This is a genomic window from Nonomuraea sp. NPDC048916, from assembly GCF_040649575.1.
Taxonomy (GTDB): Bacteria; Actinomycetota; Actinomycetes; order Streptosporangiales; family Streptosporangiaceae; genus Nonomuraea.
On sequence record NZ_JBEZFS010000008.1, the window covers coordinates 25,829 to 46,542 of the forward strand.

Below are 20,714 nucleotides of genomic sequence, written 5' to 3' on the forward strand. Positions count from 1 at the left end.
ACAGATGGCAGTGTTCATATGCTGGCAGTATTAAACGCGCTATTAGGGATTAATCACCGAATACTGCATGCCACTCGACGAACACTGCCCGGCCAGGTTACGGAGGGGCCCGAGATAGGTAAGGTCCTTAGTAGTCGCCCTCGACTGGGAAGGAGGTGACGGGGCGTGGCAGCTCGCGATGATGCTGAGGCTCGAGCCGCGCAGCGCGAACGGGAGGTCGCTGATCTTTCAACACAGGTCTCCTTCCTCCAAGAGGAGATCACCGCGCTGAGGCGGAAGCTGGCCGAGTCACCCCGTCAGGCCAGAGTCCTCGAAGAACGCCTTCATGAGGCACAGGCTAACCTCGCGGCCGTTACCGGCCAGAACGAACGCCTGGTGGCCACACTCAAGGAGGCCAGGGACCAGATCGTGGCTCTCAAGGAGGAGGTCGACCGGCTGGCGCAGCCGCCGTCCGGATTCGGCACCTTCCTCGAGGCCCGGGAAGACGGCACGATCGAGGTGTTCACCGGCGGCCGCAAGCTGCGGGTGAACGTCAGCCCCGCCGTCGACGTCGATTCGCTGCGGCGTGGCCAGGAGGTCATGCTCAACGAGGCGCTCAACGTGGTCGAAGCCCTCGGCTACGAAGAGATCGGCGAGATCGTGATGCTCAAGGAGTTGCTCGACGAGGGCCGGCGCGCCCTGGTCATCTCGCACGCCGACGAGGAGCGCGTCGTGCGGCTGGCCGAGTCGCTGGTCGGCCAGCCCATCAGGGCGGGCGACTCGCTCCTTCTGGAGCCTCGGTCGGGCTATGTCTATGAGCGCATTCCCAAGTCCGAAGTCGAAGAGCTCGTCCTCGAAGAGGTCCCCGACATCTCCTACGAGGAGATCGGCGGCCTGATGAGGCAGATCGAGCAGATCAGGGACGCCATCGAGCTGCCCTACCTGCACGCCGACCTGTTCCGCGAGCACAAGCTGCGCCCGCCCAAGGGCGTGCTGCTCTACGGCCCGCCCGGCTGTGGCAAGACGCTCATCGCCAAGGCCGTCGCCAACTCCCTGGCCAAGCAGGTCGCGGAGAAGACCGGCCAGTCCGGCAAGAGCTTCTTCCTCAACATCAAGGGCCCCGAGCTGCTCAACAAGTACGTCGGCGAGACCGAGCGGCACATCCGCCTGGTCTTCCAGCGGGCCCGCGAGAAGGCCTCAGAGGGCACCCCGGTGATCGTGTTCTTCGACGAGATGGACTCGATCTTCCGGACCCGGGGCTCGGGCGTGTCGTCCGACGTGGAGAACACCATCGTGCCCCAGCTGCTGTCGGAGATCGACGGCGTCGAGGGCCTGGAGAACGTCATCGTCATCGGCGCCTCCAACCGCGAGGACATGATCGACCCGGCGATCCTGCGGCCCGGCCGCCTGGACGTCAAGATCAAGATTGAGCGGCCGGACGCCGAGGCGGCCAAGGACATCTTCTCGAAGTACCTCATCCCGGACCTTCCGCTGCACCCGGACGACCTGTCCGAGCACAGCGACTCCCGTGAGGCCACCATCCACGGCATGATCCAGAGCGTCGTCGAGCGCATGTACACCGAGAGCGAGGAAAACCGCTTCCTCGAGGTGACCTACGCCAACGGCGACAAGGAAGTCCTCTACTTCAAGGACTTCAACTCCGGCGCGATGATCCAGAACATCGTCGACCGCGGCAAGAAGATGGCCATCAAGCAGTTCCTGGAGAGCGGCCAGAAGGGTCTGCGGGTGCAACACCTGCTCGCGGCCTGCGTGGACGAGTTCTCCGAGAACGAAGACCTGCCCAACACCACCAACCCCGACGACTGGGCCCGCATCTCCGGCAAGAAGGGCGAGCGGATCGTCTACATCCGCACCCTCGTCTCCGGCAAGCAGGGCGCCGAAGCCGGCCGTTCCATCGACACGGTGGCCAACACCGGCCAGTACCTGTAGGCACGCGGCCGGTCATCCGGCGCAGAGGGGCCGCGCGGACCACCGCGCGGCCCCTTCCGCGTCCGCCGCTACCCGTCCGCCGCTACCGTTCGCCGCTACCCGTTCGCCGCCCGCCGCGGGGCGCCGGTGAGGGCGCCGGGGACGGCCGCGATCAGCGCGCCCGCCCGCCGTACGGCGTGCACGAGGCCCGCGTCGGAGCCGGGCGGGCCGGCGGCGAGCACGGCGTAGGCGAGCGTGCCCATGAGCCCCACGTCCGACCGGACACCGTCGTCGGTGCCGGTCTTGTTCGCCACCCACGACCCCTCCGGATCGTGGGTGACCAGCCCCGGCACGAGACCGTGGTCGGTGTTGGCCAGCATCCAGCCGCGCAGCCGCGCCCGCCAGCCGTCCCCGGAGGCGACCCGCTCCGCCAGGCCCGCCAGCTCCCCGGCGGTGCCCACGGCGAACGTCGGAGGGTGCCCGGGGGCGCGCGGCTCCCTGATCCGGTCCAGCAGCCGGGTGCGTGACAGGCCCAGCCCGGCCGCCGCCTCGTTCACCCGGTCGAGGCCGACCCGGCGCAGCAGCACGTTCGTCGCGGTGTTGTCGCTCACCGCCGCCGTGAGCAGCGCCAGGTCGGCCACCGTCCACATGCGCGCCGACAGGCCCGTCAGCAGCCCCGACCCGGCGCACAGGTCGTCCTCGCGCACCGCCAGCGGCTCCGCCGGGTCGAGCCGGCCGTCCTCCACGCCCATGGCCACCTCGGCCAGTAGCAGCAGCTTGCCCACGCTGGCCAGCGGGAGCTCGGCGTCCTCGTTCACCGCCATGGCGAACCCGGGCCGCCCGGGGACCCGCACGGCCACCGCGAGCGTGCCCGGGCAGCCCGCGGCGATCTTCTCGATATCGGTCACGGGGCACACGATTTCACGGATCGGTCACCGGCCCCCATACGCCCCTCCCGCGGCGGGAGTCCGATGGGAAAGTTGGGACAGATGGAACCGAAGTGATCAATGTGACGTCTAAGGGGGCGTGCATCAACCCAACCGGCCGAGGCATGCTCGCGGGGACGGCCGGCTGGCCGAACTCGACCTGCTGCGGTTCATCGCCGCGCTGGCCGTGCTCGCCTTCCACTACTTCGTCGCGTACGCCTCCGTGTGGGGCGACCGGCCCGCCGAGCTCTTCCCCGGTCTCGCCCCCCTGGCCGGGCTGGGCATCCTCGGCGTCGAGCTGTTCTTCGTCATCAGCGGCTTCGTCATCCTGATGAGCGCCTGGGGACGCGGGGTCGGCGCGTTCGCCAGGTCCAGGCTCGTCAGGCTCTATCCGGCCTACTGGCTCAGTCTTCTGGCCGTCGCCGGGCTCTACGCCTTCACGGGCGCCAAGGCGCTCGACCCGAAGCTCTCGGCGGGCGAGTACCTGGTGAACGCCACCATGTTCCAGCGGTTGTTCGATGTCACCGACGCCGCCGGCGTCTACTGGTCGCTCTGGGTCGAACTCCGCTTCTACCTGCTCATGGCGATCCTGGTGATCATCGGGGTCACCTACGGCCGGGTGCTGGTCTTCTGCGGGATCTGGCTGGTGGCCGCGTTCGGCGCCGAGCTGCTCGGCAACGACCTGCTCAACCAGATCGTCATGCCCCGCTACGCCCCCTACTTCATCGCCGGCATGGCGCTCTACCTGATCCACAAGCACGGCAGCGCCTGGCTGCCGTGGTTGTACGTGGTCGCCGGGTGGGCCATGTCGCTGCACTCCGCGCTCGAGCGCGTGCACGGCCGGATCAAGCTCGCCGGATTCAAGAACATGCCCGTCGGCGACGTCAGCGTCATCATCACGATCACGGTCGTCTTCGCCGCGATGGCGCTGGTCGCGCTCGGCGTGCTCAGGCTCAGGCCGTCCAGGATCCTCACCGCGCTCGGCGGCACCACCTACCCGCTGTACCTGTTCCACTCCGTCGTCGCCGTGGCCCTCGTCCCGCCGCTCGTGAGCCGGCTGGACCCGTGGCTCGTCGCCACGATCACCACGCTCGCCGCCGTGCTCCTGTCGTATCTCGTCTACGCCTTCGCCGAACGCCCCATCCAGCGGCTGCTCAAACCTCGCGGGACCGCGGCACCGGCAGCCGCCGCGCGCCGGGAGAGGGTGCCGTCAGCCTGACCCCGGCCGGTGCGGCACGGGCGCGCCACGCCCGGGACCTCCGACTTCACGTACACGGCCCGCCGGGTACGTGACTCGAAAGGCCCTAATCCACGCGTGTGCCGCGACACCGCGCGGCTCCGCCGTACAGGTTCTGGAGGCGTCGGTGCCATAACTCTGTGACCCTGGGGCACTGTGAAGGGCATAGGCTCAGGCATATAAACGGCGGATAGAACAGACCCCGGACGAACAGAGGGTGTTGCATGACGGTGCGTCGGGTGATGGGCATCGAGACCGAGTACGGCATCTCCGTACCTGGTCAGCCAGGCGCCAATGCGATGGTGACCTCCTCGCAGGTGGTGAACGCCTACCTGGCCGCCTCGGCGGCCCGCGCCCGCAGGGCACGGTGGGACTTCGAGGAGGAGAATCCTCTGCGCGACGCGCGGGGCTTCGACCTGGCCAGGGAGGTCGCCGATCCCACCCAGCTCACGGACGAGGACCTCGGCCTGGCCAACGTCATCCTGACCAACGGCGCCCGCCTCTACGTCGACCACGCCCACCCCGAATACTCCACGCCCGAGTGCACCAACCCGCGCGCCGCCGTCATCTGGGACAAGGCGGGGGAGCGGGTCATGTACGACGCCGCCCAGCGGGCCTCGGCCATCCCGTCCAACGCGCCCATCCAGCTGTACAAGAACAACACCGACGCCAAGGGCGCCTCCTACGGCTGCCACGAAAACTACCTGATGCGGCGCGCCACCCCGTTCGCCGACATCGTCCGCCACCTCACCCCGTTCTTCGTCTCCCGCCAGGTCGTCGTCGGCGCGGGCAAGGTCGGCATCGGCCAGGACTCACGCGGCGAGGGTTTCCAGATCAGCCAGCGGGCCGACTTCTTCGAGGTCGAGGTGGGCCTGGAGACGACGCTCAAGCGGCCGATCATCAACACCAGGGACGAGCCGCACGCCGATCCCGAGAAATACCGCCGCCTCCACGTGATCATCGGCGACGCCAACATGTCGGAGATCTCCACCTACCTGAAGCTCGGCACCACCGCGCTCGTCCTGGCCATGATCGAGGACGGGTTCCTGACGCGCGACCTGGCCGTGGAGAACCCCGTCCAGGCCCTGCGCGCGGTCTCCCACGACCCGGCGTGCCGCTACGAGATCCCGATGCGCGACGGCCGCAAGCTGACCGCGATCCAGCTCCAGATGGAATACCTGGAGCAGGCGCGCAAATACGTCGAAGAGCGAGGCATCGCCCAGGAGGAGATGAACAAGGACATCCTCGATCGCTGGGAGTCCGTCCTCACCCGCCTGGCCGAAGACCCCATGCAGCTCTCCCGTGAGCTCGACTGGGTCGCCAAGCTCGAGCTCCTCGAGGGCTACCGCACCCGCGACGACCTGCCCTGGTCGCATCCCCGGCTGCAGCTCGTCGACCTGCAATACTCCGACATCCGGCCCGACCGGGGCCTCTACAACCGCCTCGTGGCCCGCGGCCGCATCCAGCGCCTGGTCACCGAGGACGAGGTGCAGCGCGCGGTCGAGAACCCACCCAGCGACACCCGCGCCTACTTCCGCGGCCGCTGCCTGCGGCAGTACAGCGAGTCGGTCGCCGCGGCCTCCTGGGACTCGGTCATCTTCGACATCCCCGGCCGCGAGTCCCTGCAGCGGGTGCCCACCTTGGAGCCGCTGCGCGGCACCAAGGCCCACGTCGGGGAGCTGTTCGACCGCTGCCGCACCGCCGCCGACCTCGTCGCGGCGCTGACCGGCGGCGACTGACCCGCCGCCGGGCCGGTCCGGCCCGGTCCGGCGCCAAAATCCACAATGTGAATCTACAACGTAAAGGCGCCCGGGCCGGGGCCGGCCCGGTTCAGACCAATCCGATGCCCAGCGTCAGCGTGCCCGCGGCCAGGCACGCTCCGCCCAGCGCCGTCAGCCAGATCAGTTTGTTCGGCTTGGTGTCGCTCGGCCGGACCACCGACAGGAAGAACCCGAGCGGCATCAGGATCGGCGCCGCCACGATCAGCAGCCGCACCATGTCCTTCAGGCCGTCGGACAGATCGGCCTGATCGACGTACAGCATCGCGACCAGGCTGAACAGGACCAGCACGCCGGCATGGGCATGACCCGCGCGCCAGAGACCGCGACGCACCGGGTTGTCCAGATAGCCGGGCGTGTTACGCATGAGGAACGAGAGCAGTGAGACGCCGCCGAAGGCGACCGCCGGCACTGTGATGAGCAGCACACCTGCCGTGCTGAGGGATGAGGGGGACATCGCACACCTCCGATGGGGACGTGGGTCCAGTATTGGATAGGGGTGCTATCTAGTCAAGCGCGCAAGATCGCTGGGTGATCGGCGCGCATTGTCGGTCCGTTCGGGGAAGATATGGGGGAGAGAGGTAGTCCCCCACCATGGAGGTAGGACATGGCAAGCAAGGACACCGGCGGGCAGAAGCAGGCCGGTCGGCGCGAGTCCGAGGTCGAGGAGACCGAGGCCTCGGCGGCGCCGGATGTGCAGGAGCGTCAGGAGAAGCTCACCGACGACGTGGACGCGATCCTGGACGAGATCGACGAGGTTCTCGAAGAGAACGCGGAGGAGTTCGTGCGCAGTTACGTCCAGAAGGGCGGAGAGTAGGGCAAGCCGGTCAGGCATGAGAGCAATCGCTACGGCAGCACCGAGGAAGACTTCGCGCGAAGGCCTGCCCGGCGTGCGCCGGCCCATGCGGAGGCTTTGTTCGAGAAGTACGAGCTCGCCGGGATGTCCGATGAGGAGGTGCGGGCGCTGATCGCGGCCGAGGAGGCGCGCTCGGCGTTCTACGGGAGGGCCGTGCGGGTCTGATCCGGCATCTCGTAGTCGACCGCCACGCCGAGCAGGCGAACGGGGCGGTCGAGGTCGAAGCGGCCGAGCACGGCCAGCGCGGCGCGGGTCAGCGCCGCCGCGTCGGTGGTCGGCGCGCAGAGTTTGGACTGCCGGGTACGAGTGAGAAAGGGCGCGAACCTTACCTTGACCGAGACCCTGACGATCACTCGGTTCCCGGCGATGGCGTCGGCGGCGACCTGCCCGGCCAGCGCTGCGACCTGGGCGGCGATCTCCGAGCCGTCGGTGAGGTCTTCGGCGAAGGTGATCTCGCGGCTGTGGCCGCGCGGCACCCACGGGGTGGTGACGATCTCCGCCTCTCCCTTGCCGAGGGCGAGATAGTGATACCAGGGGCCGTTGGTGGGGCCGAAGTGGCGCGCCAGCTCGGCGGGGTCGGCGGCGGCCAGCTCGGCGACCGTGTGCAGGCCGAGGCCGGCGAGTCTCCCGGAGATCCTGGCTCCGATGCCCCAGAGGGCGTCGGTGGGCCGATGGTGCATGACCTCCGCCCAGTTCTCGCCCGTGAGCCGGAAGACGCCGCCCGGTTTGGCGAACGCTGAGGCGAGTTTGGCCTGGTGCTTGTTGTCGCCGATGCCCACGGAGCACGACAGCCCGGTCTCGGCGAGCACCGCGCGCCGGATGTCGGCGGCGAGCGCCTCCGGGTCATCGGTGCGGGCGCCGACGAACGCCTCGTCCCACCCCCAGACCTCGAGCGCCACCGGGAACGCGCGCAACACGGCCATGACGCGCTCCGACGCCGCCTCGTAGGCGGGCGGGTCGCTGGGCAGGAAGACGGCGTCGGGGCAGAGCCTGAGCGCCGTCCGCAGGGGCATGCCGGAGTGGACACCGTGAGCGCGGGCCTCGTAGGTGGCGGTCGCGGCCACGGTGCGCGGCCGGGTGGGATCGCCCGAGCCGCCGACGACGACGGGTCTGCCGCGCAGCTCGGGACGGCGCAGGAGCTCGACCGCGGCGATGAACTGGTCGAGGTCCACGTGCAGGATCCAGTCCCCGGTGGACATGACGTCCAGTATGCCGGTCAGGGTGACAGGAGCTCGTCGCCGCGGTAGACGAGCGCGCGGCGCGGCACGGCCCACGCGTGGTCTCCGAGCCGCGGCTCGTCGCCCTCGTCGACCACGGCCTGGATGAAGGTGCCGGCCCCTTCGAGGGTGACCAGGGTGCTGGTGCCGAGGTTCTCCAGGACGGAGACGGTGCCGGGGAAGGCGTCGGGGCGTTCGGCGGGGGACAGGTCCATGTACTCGGGGCGTACGCCGTACACGATGTCGTCGCCGTCGGTGAGGCCGGCCGGGGCGGGCAGGACGGCGCCGGCCACGTGGAGGGAGCCGCCCGATGTCTTGGCGGGCAGCAGGTTCATCGGTGTGGAGCCGATGAAGGAGGCGACGAAGGTGGTGGCGGGGCGCTGGAAGACCTCGGAAGGGGTGCCGACCTGGACCATCCGGCCCTGGGACATGACGGCGATGCGGTCGGCGAGCGCCAGGGCCTCCGCCTGGTCGTGGGTGACGAAGACGGTGGTGACGGCGAGCTCGCGCTGCAGGCGTTTGAGGAAGGTACGGGCTTCGAGACGGAGCCGGGCGTCGAGGTTGGACAGCGGCTCGTCGAACAGGAAGGCGGTGGGGTGGCAGGCGATGGCGCGGGCCAGGGCGACGCGTTGCTGCTGGCCGCCGGAGAGCTGGGCGGGGCGGCGGCGCAGGAGCTCCGACAGGCTGAGCCGCCGGGCGACGTCGGCGGCCTTGGCGGTGCGCTCGGCGCGGGGCACCTTTCGGACGCGCAGGGGGTAGGCGATGTTCTCGGTGACGTCCATGTGGGGGAAGAGCGCGTAGTCCTGGAAGACCATGGCGACGTTCCTGCGGCCGGGCGGTAACGACGTGACGTCTGTCTTATTTATGTAGATATTTCCAGTGGTGGCGGTTTCCAGGCCGGCGATGGTGCGCAGGAGCGTCGTCTTCCCGCAACCCGACGGTCCGAGCAGGGCGAAGAACTCGCCGTCGCCGATCGTGAGGTCGATGCCGTCGAGGGCGCGCACTCCGCCGGGGAACACCTTGGTCAGGCCGTGCAGGGAGATCACCGCTTGATCCCTCCGTGGAAGCGGAAGCCGTAGCGCTGCGAGACGAACAGGTACATCGCGACCACCGGCAGCGAGTAGAGCAGCGAGAAGGTGGAGATGAGGTCGAGCTTGGGCGCGCCGCCCTCGGTGTAGAGGGTGTAGAGGATGACCGAGCCGGGCGCCTTGTCCGGGTCGCGCAGCAGGATGAACTGGAACAGGAAGCCGCCCCAGACGCTGGCCAGCGCCCACACGGCGATGGTGGCCAGGCCCGGCCGCACCAGCGGCACCACGATGTGCCGGAGGATCTGCAGCGAGGAGGCGCCGAAGACCCGGGCGGACTCCTCGTAGGTGGTCGGCGTCTCGTCCATGAAGTCCTTCAGGATGAAGATCGCCGCGGGGAGCAGGCCGCCGGAGACGACCAGGATGACGCCGAGGTGGGTGTCGATGAGGTCGAGCCGGGTGGCCAGCTCGAAGATGGGCACCATGGCCGCCGTGCCGGTGACGACCGACGACAGCAGCAGGAGCAGGTAGAGCAGCACGTCGCGGCCGGGCACCCGCACCCGCGAGAGCGCGTAGGCGGCCAGCGCGGCCAGCACCACGATGAGCGCCGCCGCGCCGCCGCCCTGGATGAGCGAGTTGCGGATGGAGCCCAGCGCGTACGGGTTGTCGAGGATGGCGGCGAAGTTGTTCAGCGTGAACTCGGGGACGGAGGTGCTGATCGCCGGGGTGTCGTCGAACGGCGCGGTCGCCAGCCAGAGCATCGGCAGCGTGAAGAAGGCCAGCACGACCGCGATGAACACGGTGGCCACCAGCCGCCCGACGGTGTGCCTGATCATGCCGGGGGTCCTCCCACCGGGGCGGGCTCCTGCCCGCGGCGGCCCCGCAGCAGCCGCAGGTAGGTCAGGGCGAAGACAAGGTTGATCAGCAGGATGAGGAAGGAGATGGCGGCGCCCACGCCGAGCTGCCCGCCCCTCAGCGCCACGTTGTAGACGTAGATCGGCAGGATCTCCGACCGTCCCTCCGGCCCGCCGCCGGTCAGCACGAACGGGGTGAAGTCGTTGAACGTCCACAGGCTGATGAGCAGCAGGTTGGTCAGGATGTGCCGCCGGATGAGCGGCAGGACGACGTCGCGCAGCTGCTGGAAGACGCTCGCCCCGGCCAGCCGGGCGGTCTCGAGGTGTGAGGGCGGCACGTTCTCCAGGGCGGCCGCGTAGAGCATCATCGAGAAGGCCGTGCCCCGCCAGACGTTGAAGACGACGATCGACAGCAGCGGATAGTCGAGCAGCCAGCCGAATCCGGGCGTGTTCAGCAGCGCGTTGAGGGTGCCGTCGTCGCGGTCGAGCAGGGCGAACCAGAGAAACCCGACGACGGTGCTGGGCAGGATCCACGACAGCAGCACCACGCCCTCGACGATCCGCCGCACCCAGCCCGTACGCGTGCGCAGCACCCAGGCCAGCGCGAAGCCGAGCCCGGCCTGGCCGAGGATGGCCGAGCCGCCGACGTAGACGACGGTCAGCCAGAGCGAGCCGAGAAAACGCGGGTCCCGCAGCGCGGCGGTGTAGTTGTCCAGCCCGACGACCTGAGGGTTGGCGGCGGCCAGCCCGGTCAGCCGGTAGTCGGTGAGCCCGAGGTAGATCGTCCAGATCGCCGGGAAGACGAGGAAGACGCCGATCAGGACGAGCGCGGGCAGGACGAAACCGACCGCCCTGCCCCTGCCCAGTCCGGCGGCGTCAGCCGCTGACATTGGCGGCGCCACCTACCAGTCCCTCCAGCTTGGTCTGGTAGGCGGTGGCCGCCTCGTCGGCGCTCTTGCCGCTGACCACGTCGGCGGTGGCCTCCTGCAGGATGACGGAGATCTGCGGGTAGACGGCGACGCCCGGCCGGTAGGCGGTGATGGGCAGCACCTCGTCGGCGACGAATCTCAGCATCGGGTCACCGGTGAGCACCTCGTCGTTGACGTCGGTGCGGGAGCTGATGCGCGCCTGCCCGGCCAGCTGCGACTTGGTGGCGGCCGCCCCGTGCATGAAGGACAGCAGCTCCCAGGCCAGCTTGGGGTTCTTGGAGAACGGGTTGAGCACCCGCACGGCGCCGCCGGACATGCTGACGTGGTCCTGGCCGCGGATGCCGGCGCCGGGTTGCCTGGCAGGGATCTTGGCGTAGCCGACGACCGTGTCGCGGTCCTTCATGGGGGCGACCCCGGCCTTGGGCTCGACGACGGAGCGCCAGAAGTAGTCGCTCTCCGCCAGGATGGCGATCTTGCCCTCGGCGAACTGGGCGAACGACTTGTCGCGGCCCTTGGCCTCCTGCTGCAGCTTGGGGTCACCCAGCCCGCTGCCGCCGTAGATCTGCTGGTAGAAGCCGAGCACGTCCTTCATGGCCTGGGAGGCGCCCGTCCACTTGCCGCCGGTGTAGATCTCCGAGCCGGCGCCCACGAGCAGCGGCAGCACGCCCTGCATGGTGGTGGCCTCGCCCATCGCGGTGCCGGCGTTGATCTGGATGGGCGTGGGAACCCCGGCGGCCTTCAGCTTCGTGCCGGCGTCGATGATCTCCTGCCAGCTCGCGGGCTGCCACGGGTCGGGCAGCCCGGCCTTCTCGAACAGCGTCTTGTTGTAGAACAGGACGCGGCCGTCGGTGCCCTGCGGCAGCCCGTACTTCTTGCCGTCGAAGATGCCGAGCCCCTGCACGGCCTGCGGGATCTGCGACCAGCCCTCCCACGCGTCGACGCCGGCCCCGCCGACCTCGGCGAGCGGCTTGATGTAGCCGGCCTGGGCGAACTCACCCACCCAGATGCCGTCCAGGTCGATGACGTCGGCTCCCGTCCTCGACTTGAGGTCGAGCGCGATCTTGGTCTTGTACTGCTCGTCGTCCACGCCGCTCGGCTGGAACAACACCTTGACGTTCGGGTGGGTCTTCTCGAACTCGGGGATCACCCACCGCTTGATCCAGTCGGCGGAGTCGGAGTTCTTGCCGCCGGAGATCGAGTTGGCGGCGATGGTGAGGGTGACGCTCTCCCCTCCGGACGGTGTCCCGGTGCCGCAGGAGCTGAGCGCGAGGATGGTCAATGCCGCGATCACCGCAGGTCGGCTGGGGAGTCGCATGTCGGCCTCCTGTTCAGGACGTGCAGACATACCGACAATCGCACGCCCTCTGGCGGCCGTAAAGAAACGATCTGAACACGGACGGGGCCCGAACCCCGGTGTCGCGTGGGGGTGGAGCCCTCCCGAGGGGTTCGCCGTGAGCTGATCGTGGGAAGTGCAGACAGCGACGCAACATGAGTAGGGTCGCCCTAGGAACACTGACCTTTGGGAGGGAGTCGCGTGGCATCGCACAGGGATCTGCCTGTCGGCTTGGTGAACCAGCTTTTCCACAACACCGGAAGTTCGTCGTTCACCGAGTTCGTCGGCTCACATGCGCCCCAGTTGCTGCCGCAGCGGGACACGATCCTGGCCACACCGATCGGCGACCAGGTTCCCCACGCGACCACGATCGTCGCCGCCACCTTCGCGGGCGGGGTGGTGATGGCGGGTGACCGGCGGGCGACGTCGGGCAACATCATCTCGCAGCGTGACGTCGAGAAGGTGTTCCGCACCGACGACTACTCCTGCATGGGCATCGCGGGCACGGCCAGCACCGGCATCGAGATGGCCAGGCTCTACCGGGTGGAGCTGGAGCACTATGAGAAGCTGGAAGGCCGGACCATGTCGGTCAACGGCAAGGCCAACCGGCTGGCCACGATGATCCGCGGCAACCTGGCGATGGCGATGCAGGGGCTGGTGGTGGTGCCGCTGTTCGCCGCCTACGATCCCGACCGCGACGGGGGACGGATCTTCAGCTACGACGTGGCGGGCGGCCCCTACGAGCGGGAGCGGTTCGACGCGATCGGCTCAGGCTCGATCTTCGCGCGGGGCTCGCTGAAGAAGCTCTACCGTGATGGGGCCTCCGCCGACGACATGGCGATGACGCTGATCCAGGCGCTGTACGACGCGGCCGACGACGACTCGGCGACCGGCGGTCCCGATGTCACCCGCAAGATCTGGCCGATCGTGTCCGTCATCGACGCCGACGGGTTCCGCCGGCTGAGCGAGGAGCAGGTGTCCGGCTACGTCGAGCAGATGCTCGAAGCCCGCCTGATCTCGCCCGACGGCCCCATCGCCCCGCTGCGCTAGAAAGGACCATCACGGTGTCCATGCCTTTCGGATATGCGTCCCCTGAGCAGATCATGCGGGACAAGGCGGACTACGCGCGCAAAGGCATCGCGCGGGGCCGCTCCGTCGTCGTGCTGCAGTACGCCGACGGCATCCTGTTCGTCGCGCCCAACCCCTCCCGGGCGCTGCACAAGATCAGCGAGATCTACGACCGCATCGGCTTCGCCGCCGTGGGGCGTTACAACGAGTTCGAGGAGCTGCGGCTCGGCGGCATCCGCTACGCCGACATCAACGGCTACACCTACGACCGTTCCGACGTGACGGGCCGCGGCCTGGCCAACCTCTACGCCTCCAATCTGGGCCGCATCTTCACCGAGTCGATCAAGTCGCTGGAGGTGGAGGTCGTCGTGGCCGAGGTGGGCGACACGCCCGACGGCGACGCCATCTACCGGCTGACCTTCGACGGCTCGGTCTTCGACGAGCACGGCTTCGCCGCGATGGGCGGCCAGGCCGACGCCGTGTCGACGCGGGTGAAGGAGCGCTACCGGGAGTCGATGCCGCTGGCCGAGGCGCTGGAGACGGCGGTGGCCGCGCTGACCGAGCCGGGCGGCGAGCGCCCGCCGATCGGGCAGCTCGAGGTGGCGGTGCTCGACCGCAACCGCGAGCACCGCAAGTTCCTCCGGCTCACCGGCGCCCGCCTCGAACGCCTGCTCGCCCAGACGGCCACACCGTCTGAGCCGTCCGAGCCCGCGGCTCCGGAGGCCGGCTCCGGTGAGACGCCCGGCGCGCCCGAGGGCCCGCCGACCGGTCCTCCCACGGGTCCTCCCACCGGCCCCGACGGTGACGTGGACGACGGGTCCTCCCCGCTGTAGAACCCGGCGTCCGCCCGTGGTGCCCGGCGGGGGCGACGTCCCCCGCCTTCCACGCCGATCGCCTGCCACGGTTCCGGGACGGCCGATCCCGGATGGTGGTTCCGGGACGGCCGATCCCGGATGGTGGTTCCGGGACGGCCGATCCCGGACGGCCTATCTCTGACGGCCTATCTCTGACGGCCTATCTCTGACGGCCTATCCCTGACGGCCTATCCCTGACGGTGGATCCCTGACGGTGGATCCGGATGGCCGGTCTTGGAGGGCTTAGCCCGGATGGAGCGAGACTGGGTGGGGTAGTCGGGCATGTCGGGCCGGTGTGATGTGGCTCACTCTTTGGCGGGCGAACCGGGGGACGTGATCGGACATCGTATTGTCCGTGAAGATGACGATGCGCACCCTGCTGGCCGGCGGTGCCGCCGCGGCCGTGTTGCTGACCTCCGCCGTGGCCGCCGACGCCACCAGTGCGATTCCCAGGTACAAGGCACCCAAGATCTTCGGCACCACCTTCCAGGCGGACCCGAAGCATGACTTCACCAAGCGCGTCCACTCCCGGCACAACGGCATCCTGCGCGGCTGGATCACCGGGGCGCACGGCGGCGTCGCCGAGTACGAGCCGATCAAGTGGAAGAAGGACACCCACACCGAGGGCTACTTCGTCGGCCCGCCCGAGGGTGACGTGACCGCCTACGCCTCGCCCGTGGCCAGGAACGTCGTCTACCTGTCGGCCGTCGGCTGCGGCCGGGCGATGACCGGCATGACGGTCGACCGCAAGACCGGGCTCGGCGACAAGCGCTGCTCCCGCGCCGTGCTGCTCAAGCGGGTCAAGGACCAGGGCCGTCCCTCCCTCATCACGGTCCACAAGGGCAAGATCGTCCGAGTCCAGGAGATCTTCACCCCGTAGCCGTACGGGGGGTGCCGCACGAGCCGTACGGGGTGCCGACGAGAGCCGCACGAGCCGGACGGGGTGCCGCATGAGAGCCGTGCGGGAGCCCATGCGGGAGCCGTGCGGGTGTGCCGTGCGGGAGCCGTACGAGAGCCCGTGCGGGAGTTGCGGGGAGGCTTGGAGATGCCGGGACGAGGCGCCGGAGCAGGCGCTGCGGCAAAACACCCGGCAAGATCTCTCCCGCGCGCCCATCCGTGGGCATAGTGTGAGGTGATGGATCGTCGCATCTTCGGGCTGGAGAACGAGTACGGCGTGACCTGCACGTTCAGGGGCCAGCGCAGGCTGTCCCCCGACGAGGTCGCGCGCTACCTGTTCCGGCGAGTCGTGTCCTGGGGCCGATCGAGCAACGTCTTCCTCCGCAACGGCGCACGTCTCTACCTCGACGTGGGCAGCCATCCTGAATACGCAACACCCGAGTGTGACAACGTCATCGAGCTCGTCACGCACGACAAGGCCGGCGAGCGGATCCTCGAAGGACTCCTCGTCGACGCCGAGAAGCGACTGCGCGAAGAGGGCATCGCCGGCGATATCTATCTCTTCAAGAACAACACCGACTCCGCCGGCAACTCCTACGGCTGTCACGAGAACTACCTGGTCGGGCGGCACGGCGAGTTCGGCCGGCTGGCCGACGTGCTGATCCCGTTCCTGGTCACGCGGCAGATCATCTGCGGCGCGGGCAAGGTGCTGCAGACGCCCCGCGGCGCCGTCTACTGCGTGTCCCAGCGGGCCGAGCACATCTGGGAGGGCGTCTCCAGCGCCACCACGCGCAGCAGGCCGATCATCAACACCCGTGACGAGCCCCACGCCGACGCCGAGCGGTTCCGCCGCCTGCACGTCATCGTGGGCGACTCCAACATGAGCGAGACGACCATGCTGCTCAAGGTCGGCGCCACCGACCTGGTGCTGCGCATGATCGAGGCGGGCACGGTGATGCGCGACCTGTCGCTGGAGAACCCGATCCGCGCGATCCGCGAGGTCTCCCACGACATGACCGGGCGCAGGCGGGTCCGGCTGGCCAACGGGCGCGAGGCGTCCAGCCTGGAGATCCAGCAGGAATACCTGTCCAAGGCCAAGGACTTCGTCGACCGCCGCGGTGGCGACGCGATCACCCGGCAGGTGCTGGAGCTGTGGGAGCGCACCCTGACCGCGGTCGAGACCGGCAACCTCGACCTGGTGGCGCGCGAGATCGACTGGGTGACCAAATACCAGCTGATCGAGCGCTACCGCAAGAAGTACGACCTGCCGCTGTCGTCGCCGAGGGTGGCGCAGCTCGACCTCGCCTACCACGACGTGCACCGCAAGCGCGGCCTGTTCTACCTGCTGCAAAAGCGCGGCTCGGTGGAGCGGGTGGCCTCCGATCTGAAGATCTTCGAGGCCAAGTCGGTGCCGCCGCAGACCACCAGGGCGCGGCTGCGGGGTGAGTTCATCCGCAAGGCGCAGGAGAAGCGGCGCGATTTCACCGTCGACTGGGTGCACCTCAAGCTCAATGACCAGGCACAACGCACGGTGCTCTGCAAGGACCCGTTCCGCAGCGTCGACGAGAGGGTGGACAAGCTGATCGCGGGGATGTAGAAGGCGGTTTACCTCGCCACTACCTGGATGTCAGATACAGTGACGCGAATCTGACGTCTTTCCGAGGGAAATCCATGCGCCGCGCATTGGCCGTTCTGGCCGCCGTGCCTCTGATCCTCTTCGCTGCCGCGTGCGGCGACTCCGACTCCGGCGCCACCGGAGGCGGAGACGCGTCGGCCGGGGTGAAGGTCACCGGCACCGTGGGCGCCAAGCCCACGGTGGCCTTCCCGACCGGCACCCCCGCCAGCAAGTCGTCCTACGAGGTGCTGGCCGAGGGCACCGGCCCCGCGGTCAAGAGCGGCGACAAGGTGATCGTCAACCTGACCGTCTACAACTGGGACGGCAAGGACAACGCCTTCCAGGGCTCCTCCTACGACACCAAGACGCCCGAGACGATCGGCGTCGACCAGCAGCTGCCGCAGGTGCTGCAGGAGGGCTTCACCAAGGTCAAGCACGGCGGCCGGCTGCTGGCCGTGATGGCCGCCGACTCGGCCGCGCAGCAGGGTCAGGCCACGCCGACCAAGGTGTTCGTGCTTGACGTGGTCGGCTCGCCGCCCGAGGCGCTGAAGGCGGCCACCGGCAAGGAGACCGGCGAGACCCTCAAGGGCGTCAAGGTCGACAACCCGGGCGGCGACAAGGCCCCGACGCTGACCACCAAGACGAAGGACAAGCCCTCCAAGGAGCTCGTCGTCAAGACGCTGATCGAGGGCACCGGCGCCAAGGTTCAGGCGGCCAACACCCTGACCGTCCACTACACGGGCAAGATCTGGGGCACCGACAAGGAGTTCGACTCCAGCTGGGGCAAGAGCGAGCCGGCCTCGTTCCCGCTCGGCAACGTCATCCAGGGCTGGCAGAAGGGCCTGGTCGATGTGCCGGTTGGCAGCCGGGTCGTGATGAGCATCCCGCCGGACCTCGGCTACGGCGCCCAGGAGCAGCAGGGCATCCCGGGCAACAGCACGCTGGTCTTCGTCGTGGACGTCCTCGCGGCTTACTGACGGGCGGTCTGATACCGCGATAGCATCGTGCGGCCCGGCGGCGCCACGCCGCCGGGCCGCCGCGCGTGGGAGGCGCCGATGCTCCGCAGAGCAGTGCCGCTGCTGCTGTCGCTGGCGCTGCTGGCCGCGTGCACCGGCGAGCGGATCGCCGATCCCGAGCTCAAGGTGGGCGGCGCGTTCGGCGTCCGGCCCACGGTCGTCTTCCCTCAGGGCCGGCCCCCGGCCGGCCTGCGGATCGACCAGCTCGCCGCGGGCGCGGGCGCGTCGCTACGCGCGGACGACCTGGCGATCGTGCACTACACCGCGCACGTCTGGGACGGCCGGGAGAACCGGCTCGTCGACTCCAGCTTCACCCGCGGCGCGCCCGTGGCCTTCCCGGTGGGGCGGCTGCTGCCCGGCCTGGACAAAGCCCTGCGGGGGCGCCGCGCGGGCAGCAGGGTGATCGCCGCCATCCCGCCCGGCGAGGGGTTTGGCGCCAACCCGCCGCGGGGCGTCGGCCCCGGCGACGAGCTGTTCTACGTGATCGACATCCTCGGCGCGCACCCGAAGGGCGCCTCGGTCAAGGCGCGCGGCGGCTCGCTGGCGGGCGTGCGGGCCGGCGGCGGCGCCCGTCCCCGGCTGTCGGTGCCGAGGTCGGCGCCGCCTGAGCGGTTCGTCGCCAAGGTGCTGTCCAAGGGGAGCGGCCCCCGGACACGGACGGGACAACTACTGGTCACCCAGCACGAGGGGGCCGTGTGGGAGCGACGCCGGGTGTTCGACACCACCTGGAGCACGGGCCTGCCCAAGGCGTTCACCATCGGCGACGGCAGCGTGATCAAGGGCTGGGACCGGGCGCTGACCGGTGTCCCCGTCGGCAGCCGGGTCCTGATGATCGTCCCGCCCGCCTACGGGTACGGCCCGTCCGGGCAGCCGGCCTTCGGCATCGGCGCGGGCGACACCCTCGTCTTCGTGGTCGACGTGCTGGCCGCGTACTGATCGGCCCGGTCGGGGCTTCCCGCGCCCGCGTGCGCACGTCCTAGACTCCGGCTGTGAGCGAAGACCACCTGGACGCGCTGGCCCTGCTGCACGATCCCGTACGACGCAGCCTGTACGAGGTCGTGGCGGCCAGCGGCGGTGAGGTGGGCCGGGGAGAGGCGGCCGAGGCGACCGGGGTCTCGCGGACCCTGGCCGGGCACCATCTCGACAAGCTGGTGGAGGCCGGCCTGCTCGAGAGCGGCCGGCGCCGTCAGGAGCGCAAGGGGCCGGGCAGCGGGCGGCCCGCGAAGGTCTACCGCAGGGCCGGGGGAGAGCGGTCGGTGAGCCTGCCGCCGCGCGACTACCGCGCGCTGGCCTCGGTGCTGGCCGAGGTGGTCGAGCTGCTCGGAGCCGACGAGCAGGCCGAGCTGGCGGCCCGCCGGGCGGGGCGGCGGCTGGCGGCCGAGCGTGACGGCGAGCCCGTGGAGGCCGTGCTGCGCGGGCGCGGCTACGAGCCGTACCCCGAGGGCGACCGGCTGCGCATGCGCAACTGCCCCTTCCACGCGCTGTCGCGGGAGCAGCCGCTGCTGGTCTGCTCGATGAACCTGGCCCTGTGCCAGGGCCTGCTGGAGGGGCTGGGCGACGATCCGGACCGCGTGCGGCTCGAACCGAGGCCGGGGGAATGCTGCGTCTCCCTTTCTAAAATAAACGGAGATTGACATAGAAGGTGCGGGGATGGTGTGCTGGACGCCATGCATCTCGCCCAGCTGAACATCGCCCACCTGCGCGCGCCGATCGACGCCCCCGAGCTCGCCACGTTCGTCGAGCTCCTCGAGCCCGTCAACGAGCTCGCCGACACCTCGCCCGGCTTCGTGTGGCGGATGAAGGAGAGCGAGCAGGACCCCACGGCCACCCTCGCCCACCCCTACGGCGACCACCTGCTGGTCAACTTCTCGGTGTGGGAGTCGCTGGAGTCGCTGTGGAACTACGCCTACCGCAGCGCCCACCTGGGCGTGCTGCGCCGCCGCAGGGAGTGGTTTCTGCGGATGGCCGAGCCGCACCTGGTGATGTGGTGGATCCCCGAGGGCCACCTGCCGACGCTCGCCGAGGCGATGCGGCGCCTCGAACGCCTCAGGGCCGAAGGGCCGGGCCCCGAGGCGTTCACCTTCAAGGACTCCTACGACAGCAGCGAGGCCGCGAGCCTGCCCGCCGCCGCCGACGCCAGGAAGTAGGCCAGATCCTCCTCCAGCCCCCGGCCCATGGTCGACAGCGTGACCGGTGAGGCCCGCAGCGCCTCGTGCAGCCCGTCGACCGGCACCGGCACCAGTTCGTGGCGGACGGCCAGCAGCTCGGCCTGGTCCCTGACCCGCTCGCCGAACTCACCGGGCAGCAGCGGCACCGGCACCCGGGCGGGCGACAGGGCGACGCGGCCGTAGGCGGTCAGCGAATGGTGGGACACCCCGAGGTGGCGCTCCCGCCTGTCGCCCTCGCTGACCCGCAACGCCGCCACCGGCCGGCCGAGCAGCACCGCCGCGGCGTTGACCGCCTCGCCCGCCGAGACGCCCGAGAACCCCCACCGGGTGCCCGTGCCGAGGTTGCCGGGCCCCTGGGTCACGATCGCCACGTCGGCGTCGAGCACGTGCCTGGCCGCCAGCAACCCGGTGTGGGTGGTGACCGCCTCGACGTCGCCGCCGAACGCCTGGCCCACCGTGACCACCCCGGCCAGCCAGCCGGCCTCGCGCAGCCGGGCGCACGTCATCGAGAACCACGCGGGCAGCGCCCCGCCGTCCAGCATCACGTACGCGACCCGCGCGTCCTTCGCCGACTCGTACAGCCCGCACAGGATCGGCGGCAGCGCCGAGTGCAGGTCGGCCACGACCACGGGCATCCCGTCCAGCGAGTCGGCCTCGCGCAGCGCCTCGTGGAAGGGGGAGTCCTGTTCGTCCGCGCCGAGCACGGTGGCCTGCAGCGGCGTGTAACGCGCCTTCACCAGGTGCCCGGGGCCGTCCGGATCTTCCGGCAAACGGTTCGGCACGGCCACCACCATGGCGTAACCTCCCGTACCGAGACCCATCGCGAGTGCCGTCGTGTTGAGCAGCACCTCGTCGCCGGGTTCCGGGCGGCCCACCAGGGGGGGATAGGCCAGCGCCCGGCACGATCCGGGGGGCCCCGTGCCCTCGGAGACGGCGACCTCCAGTTCCATCGCTCCCGGCCACTCGCGCCGGATCCGTACGACCTCGCCCTTGCGCCATCTGATCACGGGGGCAGGGTAGCGTCCAAGAAGGA

Annotated in this window: 20 protein-coding genes; 12 read left to right on the forward strand and 8 right to left on the reverse strand. The window is 69.8% G+C overall.

The window, feature by feature from the left end; translation table 11 throughout:
* The first annotated feature begins 165 nt into the window (after positions 1 to 165).
* Positions 166 to 1,929 (forward strand): proteasome ATPase, encoded by a 1,764-nt coding sequence (arc, locus tag AB0C16_RS09835; protein ID WP_357680858.1) that lies wholly within the window; start codon positions 166 to 168, stop codon positions 1,927 to 1,929.
* A 95-nt stretch (positions 1,930 to 2,024) separates the two neighbouring features.
* On the opposite strand, the gene AB0C16_RS09840 is transcribed toward arc, so the two are convergent.
* Entirely contained in the window at positions 2,025 to 2,816 is a 792-nt protein-coding gene (locus tag AB0C16_RS09840; RefSeq protein WP_357680860.1) for a serine hydrolase, read from the reverse strand.
* A gap of 118 nt (positions 2,817 to 2,934) precedes the next feature.
* Between AB0C16_RS09840 and AB0C16_RS09845 the strand changes: the two genes are divergently transcribed.
* Together AB0C16_RS09845 and dop are read left to right on the forward strand one after the other, a co-directional pair.
* On the forward strand, positions 2,935 to 4,053 hold the full coding sequence (locus AB0C16_RS09845; protein ID WP_357680862.1) for an acyltransferase: 1,119 nt from the start codon (positions 2,935 to 2,937) through the stop codon (positions 4,051 to 4,053).
* A 242-nt stretch (positions 4,054 to 4,295) separates the two neighbouring features.
* Complete coding sequence (dop, locus tag AB0C16_RS09850) at positions 4,296 to 5,810, forward strand: depupylase/deamidase Dop (RefSeq protein WP_357680864.1); 1,515 nt, start codon at positions 4,296 to 4,298, stop codon at positions 5,808 to 5,810.
* 91 nt (positions 5,811 to 5,901) lie between these two features.
* Here dop and AB0C16_RS09855 read toward each other — a convergent pair whose 3' ends face one another.
* Complete coding sequence (locus AB0C16_RS09855; RefSeq protein WP_357680866.1) at positions 5,902 to 6,306, reverse strand: hypothetical protein; 405 nt, start codon at positions 6,304 to 6,306, stop codon at positions 5,902 to 5,904.
* A 150-nt stretch (positions 6,307 to 6,456) separates the two neighbouring features.
* Between AB0C16_RS09855 and AB0C16_RS09860 the strand changes: the two genes are divergently transcribed.
* Positions 6,457 to 6,666, forward strand: coding sequence for a ubiquitin-like protein Pup (locus AB0C16_RS09860; RefSeq protein ID WP_225291274.1), 210 nt, complete (start codon positions 6,457 to 6,459; stop codon positions 6,664 to 6,666).
* Between the two features lie 179 nt (positions 6,667 to 6,845).
* Here AB0C16_RS09860 and AB0C16_RS09865 read toward each other — a convergent pair whose 3' ends face one another.
* Genes AB0C16_RS09865 through AB0C16_RS09885 form a run of 5 tightly spaced genes read right to left on the reverse strand, consistent with a single transcriptional unit; the run spans position 6,846 to position 12,045 of the window.
* On the reverse strand, positions 6,846 to 7,904 hold the full coding sequence (locus AB0C16_RS09865; RefSeq protein ID WP_357680868.1) for a DNA polymerase IV: 1,059 nt from the start codon (positions 7,902 to 7,904) through the stop codon (positions 6,846 to 6,848).
* A gap of 17 nt (positions 7,905 to 7,921) precedes the next feature.
* Entirely contained in the window at positions 7,922 to 8,968 is a 1,047-nt protein-coding gene (locus tag AB0C16_RS09870; RefSeq protein WP_357680870.1) for an ABC transporter ATP-binding protein, read from the reverse strand.
* Positions 8,965 to 9,783 (reverse strand): carbohydrate ABC transporter permease, encoded by an 819-nt coding sequence (locus AB0C16_RS09875; protein WP_357680872.1) that lies wholly within the window; start codon positions 9,781 to 9,783, stop codon positions 8,965 to 8,967. Before AB0C16_RS09875 ends, AB0C16_RS09870 begins: the two co-directional genes overlap by 4 nt.
* Positions 9,780 to 10,691, reverse strand: a complete 912-nt coding sequence (locus AB0C16_RS09880) for a sugar ABC transporter permease (RefSeq protein ID WP_357680874.1) — start codon at positions 10,689 to 10,691, stop codon at positions 9,780 to 9,782. Before AB0C16_RS09880 ends, AB0C16_RS09875 begins: the two co-directional genes overlap by 4 nt.
* Positions 10,678 to 12,045, reverse strand: a complete 1,368-nt coding sequence (locus tag AB0C16_RS09885) for an extracellular solute-binding protein (RefSeq protein ID WP_357680876.1) — start codon at positions 12,043 to 12,045, stop codon at positions 10,678 to 10,680. The genes AB0C16_RS09880 and AB0C16_RS09885 overlap by 14 nt, the downstream gene beginning before the upstream one ends.
* A gap of 321 nt (positions 12,046 to 12,366) precedes the next feature.
* Between AB0C16_RS09885 and prcB the strand changes: the two genes are divergently transcribed.
* The 8 genes from prcB to AB0C16_RS09925 all read left to right on the forward strand — a co-directional run bounded on the left by prcB (position 12,367) and on the right by AB0C16_RS09925 (position 19,660).
* Positions 12,367 to 13,113 (forward strand): proteasome subunit beta, encoded by a 747-nt coding sequence (prcB, locus tag AB0C16_RS09890; RefSeq protein ID WP_357681225.1) that lies wholly within the window; start codon positions 12,367 to 12,369, stop codon positions 13,111 to 13,113.
* Positions 13,114 to 13,133: 20 nt separating this feature from the next.
* Positions 13,134 to 13,964: a proteasome subunit alpha gene (gene prcA, locus AB0C16_RS09895; protein WP_357680877.1), complete on the forward strand. Its 831-nt coding sequence runs from the start codon at positions 13,134 to 13,136 to the stop codon at positions 13,962 to 13,964.
* Positions 13,965 to 14,346: 382 nt separating this feature from the next.
* Complete coding sequence (locus AB0C16_RS09900) at positions 14,347 to 14,865, forward strand: hypothetical protein (RefSeq protein ID WP_357681227.1); 519 nt, start codon at positions 14,347 to 14,349, stop codon at positions 14,863 to 14,865.
* Positions 14,866 to 15,120: 255 nt separating this feature from the next.
* Positions 15,121 to 16,479 (forward strand): Pup--protein ligase, encoded by a 1,359-nt coding sequence (gene pafA, locus AB0C16_RS09905; protein WP_357680879.1) that lies wholly within the window; start codon positions 15,121 to 15,123, stop codon positions 16,477 to 16,479.
* A gap of 74 nt (positions 16,480 to 16,553) precedes the next feature.
* Positions 16,554 to 17,474 (forward strand): FKBP-type peptidyl-prolyl cis-trans isomerase, encoded by a 921-nt coding sequence (locus AB0C16_RS09910; RefSeq protein ID WP_357680881.1) that lies wholly within the window; start codon positions 16,554 to 16,556, stop codon positions 17,472 to 17,474.
* Positions 17,475 to 17,552: 78 nt separating this feature from the next.
* Positions 17,553 to 18,449, forward strand: a complete 897-nt coding sequence (locus AB0C16_RS09915; protein WP_357680883.1) for an FKBP-type peptidyl-prolyl cis-trans isomerase — start codon at positions 17,553 to 17,555, stop codon at positions 18,447 to 18,449.
* 53 nt (positions 18,450 to 18,502) lie between these two features.
* A complete protein-coding gene (locus tag AB0C16_RS09920) occupies positions 18,503 to 19,147 on the forward strand; it encodes a helix-turn-helix domain-containing protein (protein ID WP_357680885.1) in 645 nt (214 codons plus the stop codon).
* Between the two features lie 24 nt (positions 19,148 to 19,171).
* On the forward strand, positions 19,172 to 19,660 hold the full coding sequence (locus AB0C16_RS09925) for a DUF3291 domain-containing protein (RefSeq protein WP_357681228.1): 489 nt from the start codon (positions 19,172 to 19,174) through the stop codon (positions 19,658 to 19,660).
* Here AB0C16_RS09925 and AB0C16_RS09930 read toward each other — a convergent pair.
* Positions 19,606 to 20,688 carry a DUF3866 family protein gene (locus tag AB0C16_RS09930; RefSeq protein WP_357680887.1) on the reverse strand — a complete coding sequence of 361 codons (1,083 nt, stop codon included), beginning with the start codon at positions 20,686 to 20,688 and terminating at the stop codon, positions 19,606 to 19,608. The two genes, AB0C16_RS09925 and AB0C16_RS09930, sit on opposite strands and share 55 nt — an antisense overlap.
* Between the last annotated feature and the right edge of the window lie 26 nt (positions 20,689 to 20,714).

Excerpts from the sequence above, each read along its gene's own strand:
- dop (WP_357680864.1), top strand. The coding sequence starts at position 4,296 with ATGACGGTGCGTCGGGTGATGGGCATCGAGACCGAGTACGGCATCTCC.
- AB0C16_RS09855 (WP_357680866.1), bottom strand. The coding sequence starts at position 6,306 with ATGTCCCCCTCATCCCTCAGCACGGCAGGTGTGCTGCTCATCACAGTG.
- AB0C16_RS09860 (WP_225291274.1), top strand. The coding sequence starts at position 6,457 with ATGGCAAGCAAGGACACCGGCGGGCAGAAGCAGGCCGGTCGGCGCGAG.
- AB0C16_RS09865 (WP_357680868.1), bottom strand. The coding sequence starts at position 7,904 with ATGTCCACCGGGGACTGGATCCTGCACGTGGACCTCGACCAGTTCATC.
- AB0C16_RS09875 (WP_357680872.1), bottom strand. The coding sequence starts at position 9,783 with ATGATCAGGCACACCGTCGGGCGGCTGGTGGCCACCGTGTTCATCGCG.
- AB0C16_RS09880 (WP_357680874.1), bottom strand. The coding sequence starts at position 10,691 with ATGTCAGCGGCTGACGCCGCCGGACTGGGCAGGGGCAGGGCGGTCGGT.
- AB0C16_RS09885 (WP_357680876.1), bottom strand. The coding sequence starts at position 12,045 with ATGCGACTCCCCAGCCGACCTGCGGTGATCGCGGCATTGACCATCCTC.
- prcA (WP_357680877.1), top strand. The coding sequence starts at position 13,134 with ATGCCTTTCGGATATGCGTCCCCTGAGCAGATCATGCGGGACAAGGCG.
- AB0C16_RS09900 (WP_357681227.1), top strand. The coding sequence starts at position 14,347 with ATGACGATGCGCACCCTGCTGGCCGGCGGTGCCGCCGCGGCCGTGTTG.
- pafA (WP_357680879.1), top strand. The coding sequence starts at position 15,121 with ATGGATCGTCGCATCTTCGGGCTGGAGAACGAGTACGGCGTGACCTGC.
- AB0C16_RS09910 (WP_357680881.1), top strand. The coding sequence starts at position 16,554 with ATGCGCCGCGCATTGGCCGTTCTGGCCGCCGTGCCTCTGATCCTCTTC.
- AB0C16_RS09915 (WP_357680883.1), top strand. The coding sequence starts at position 17,553 with ATGCTCCGCAGAGCAGTGCCGCTGCTGCTGTCGCTGGCGCTGCTGGCC.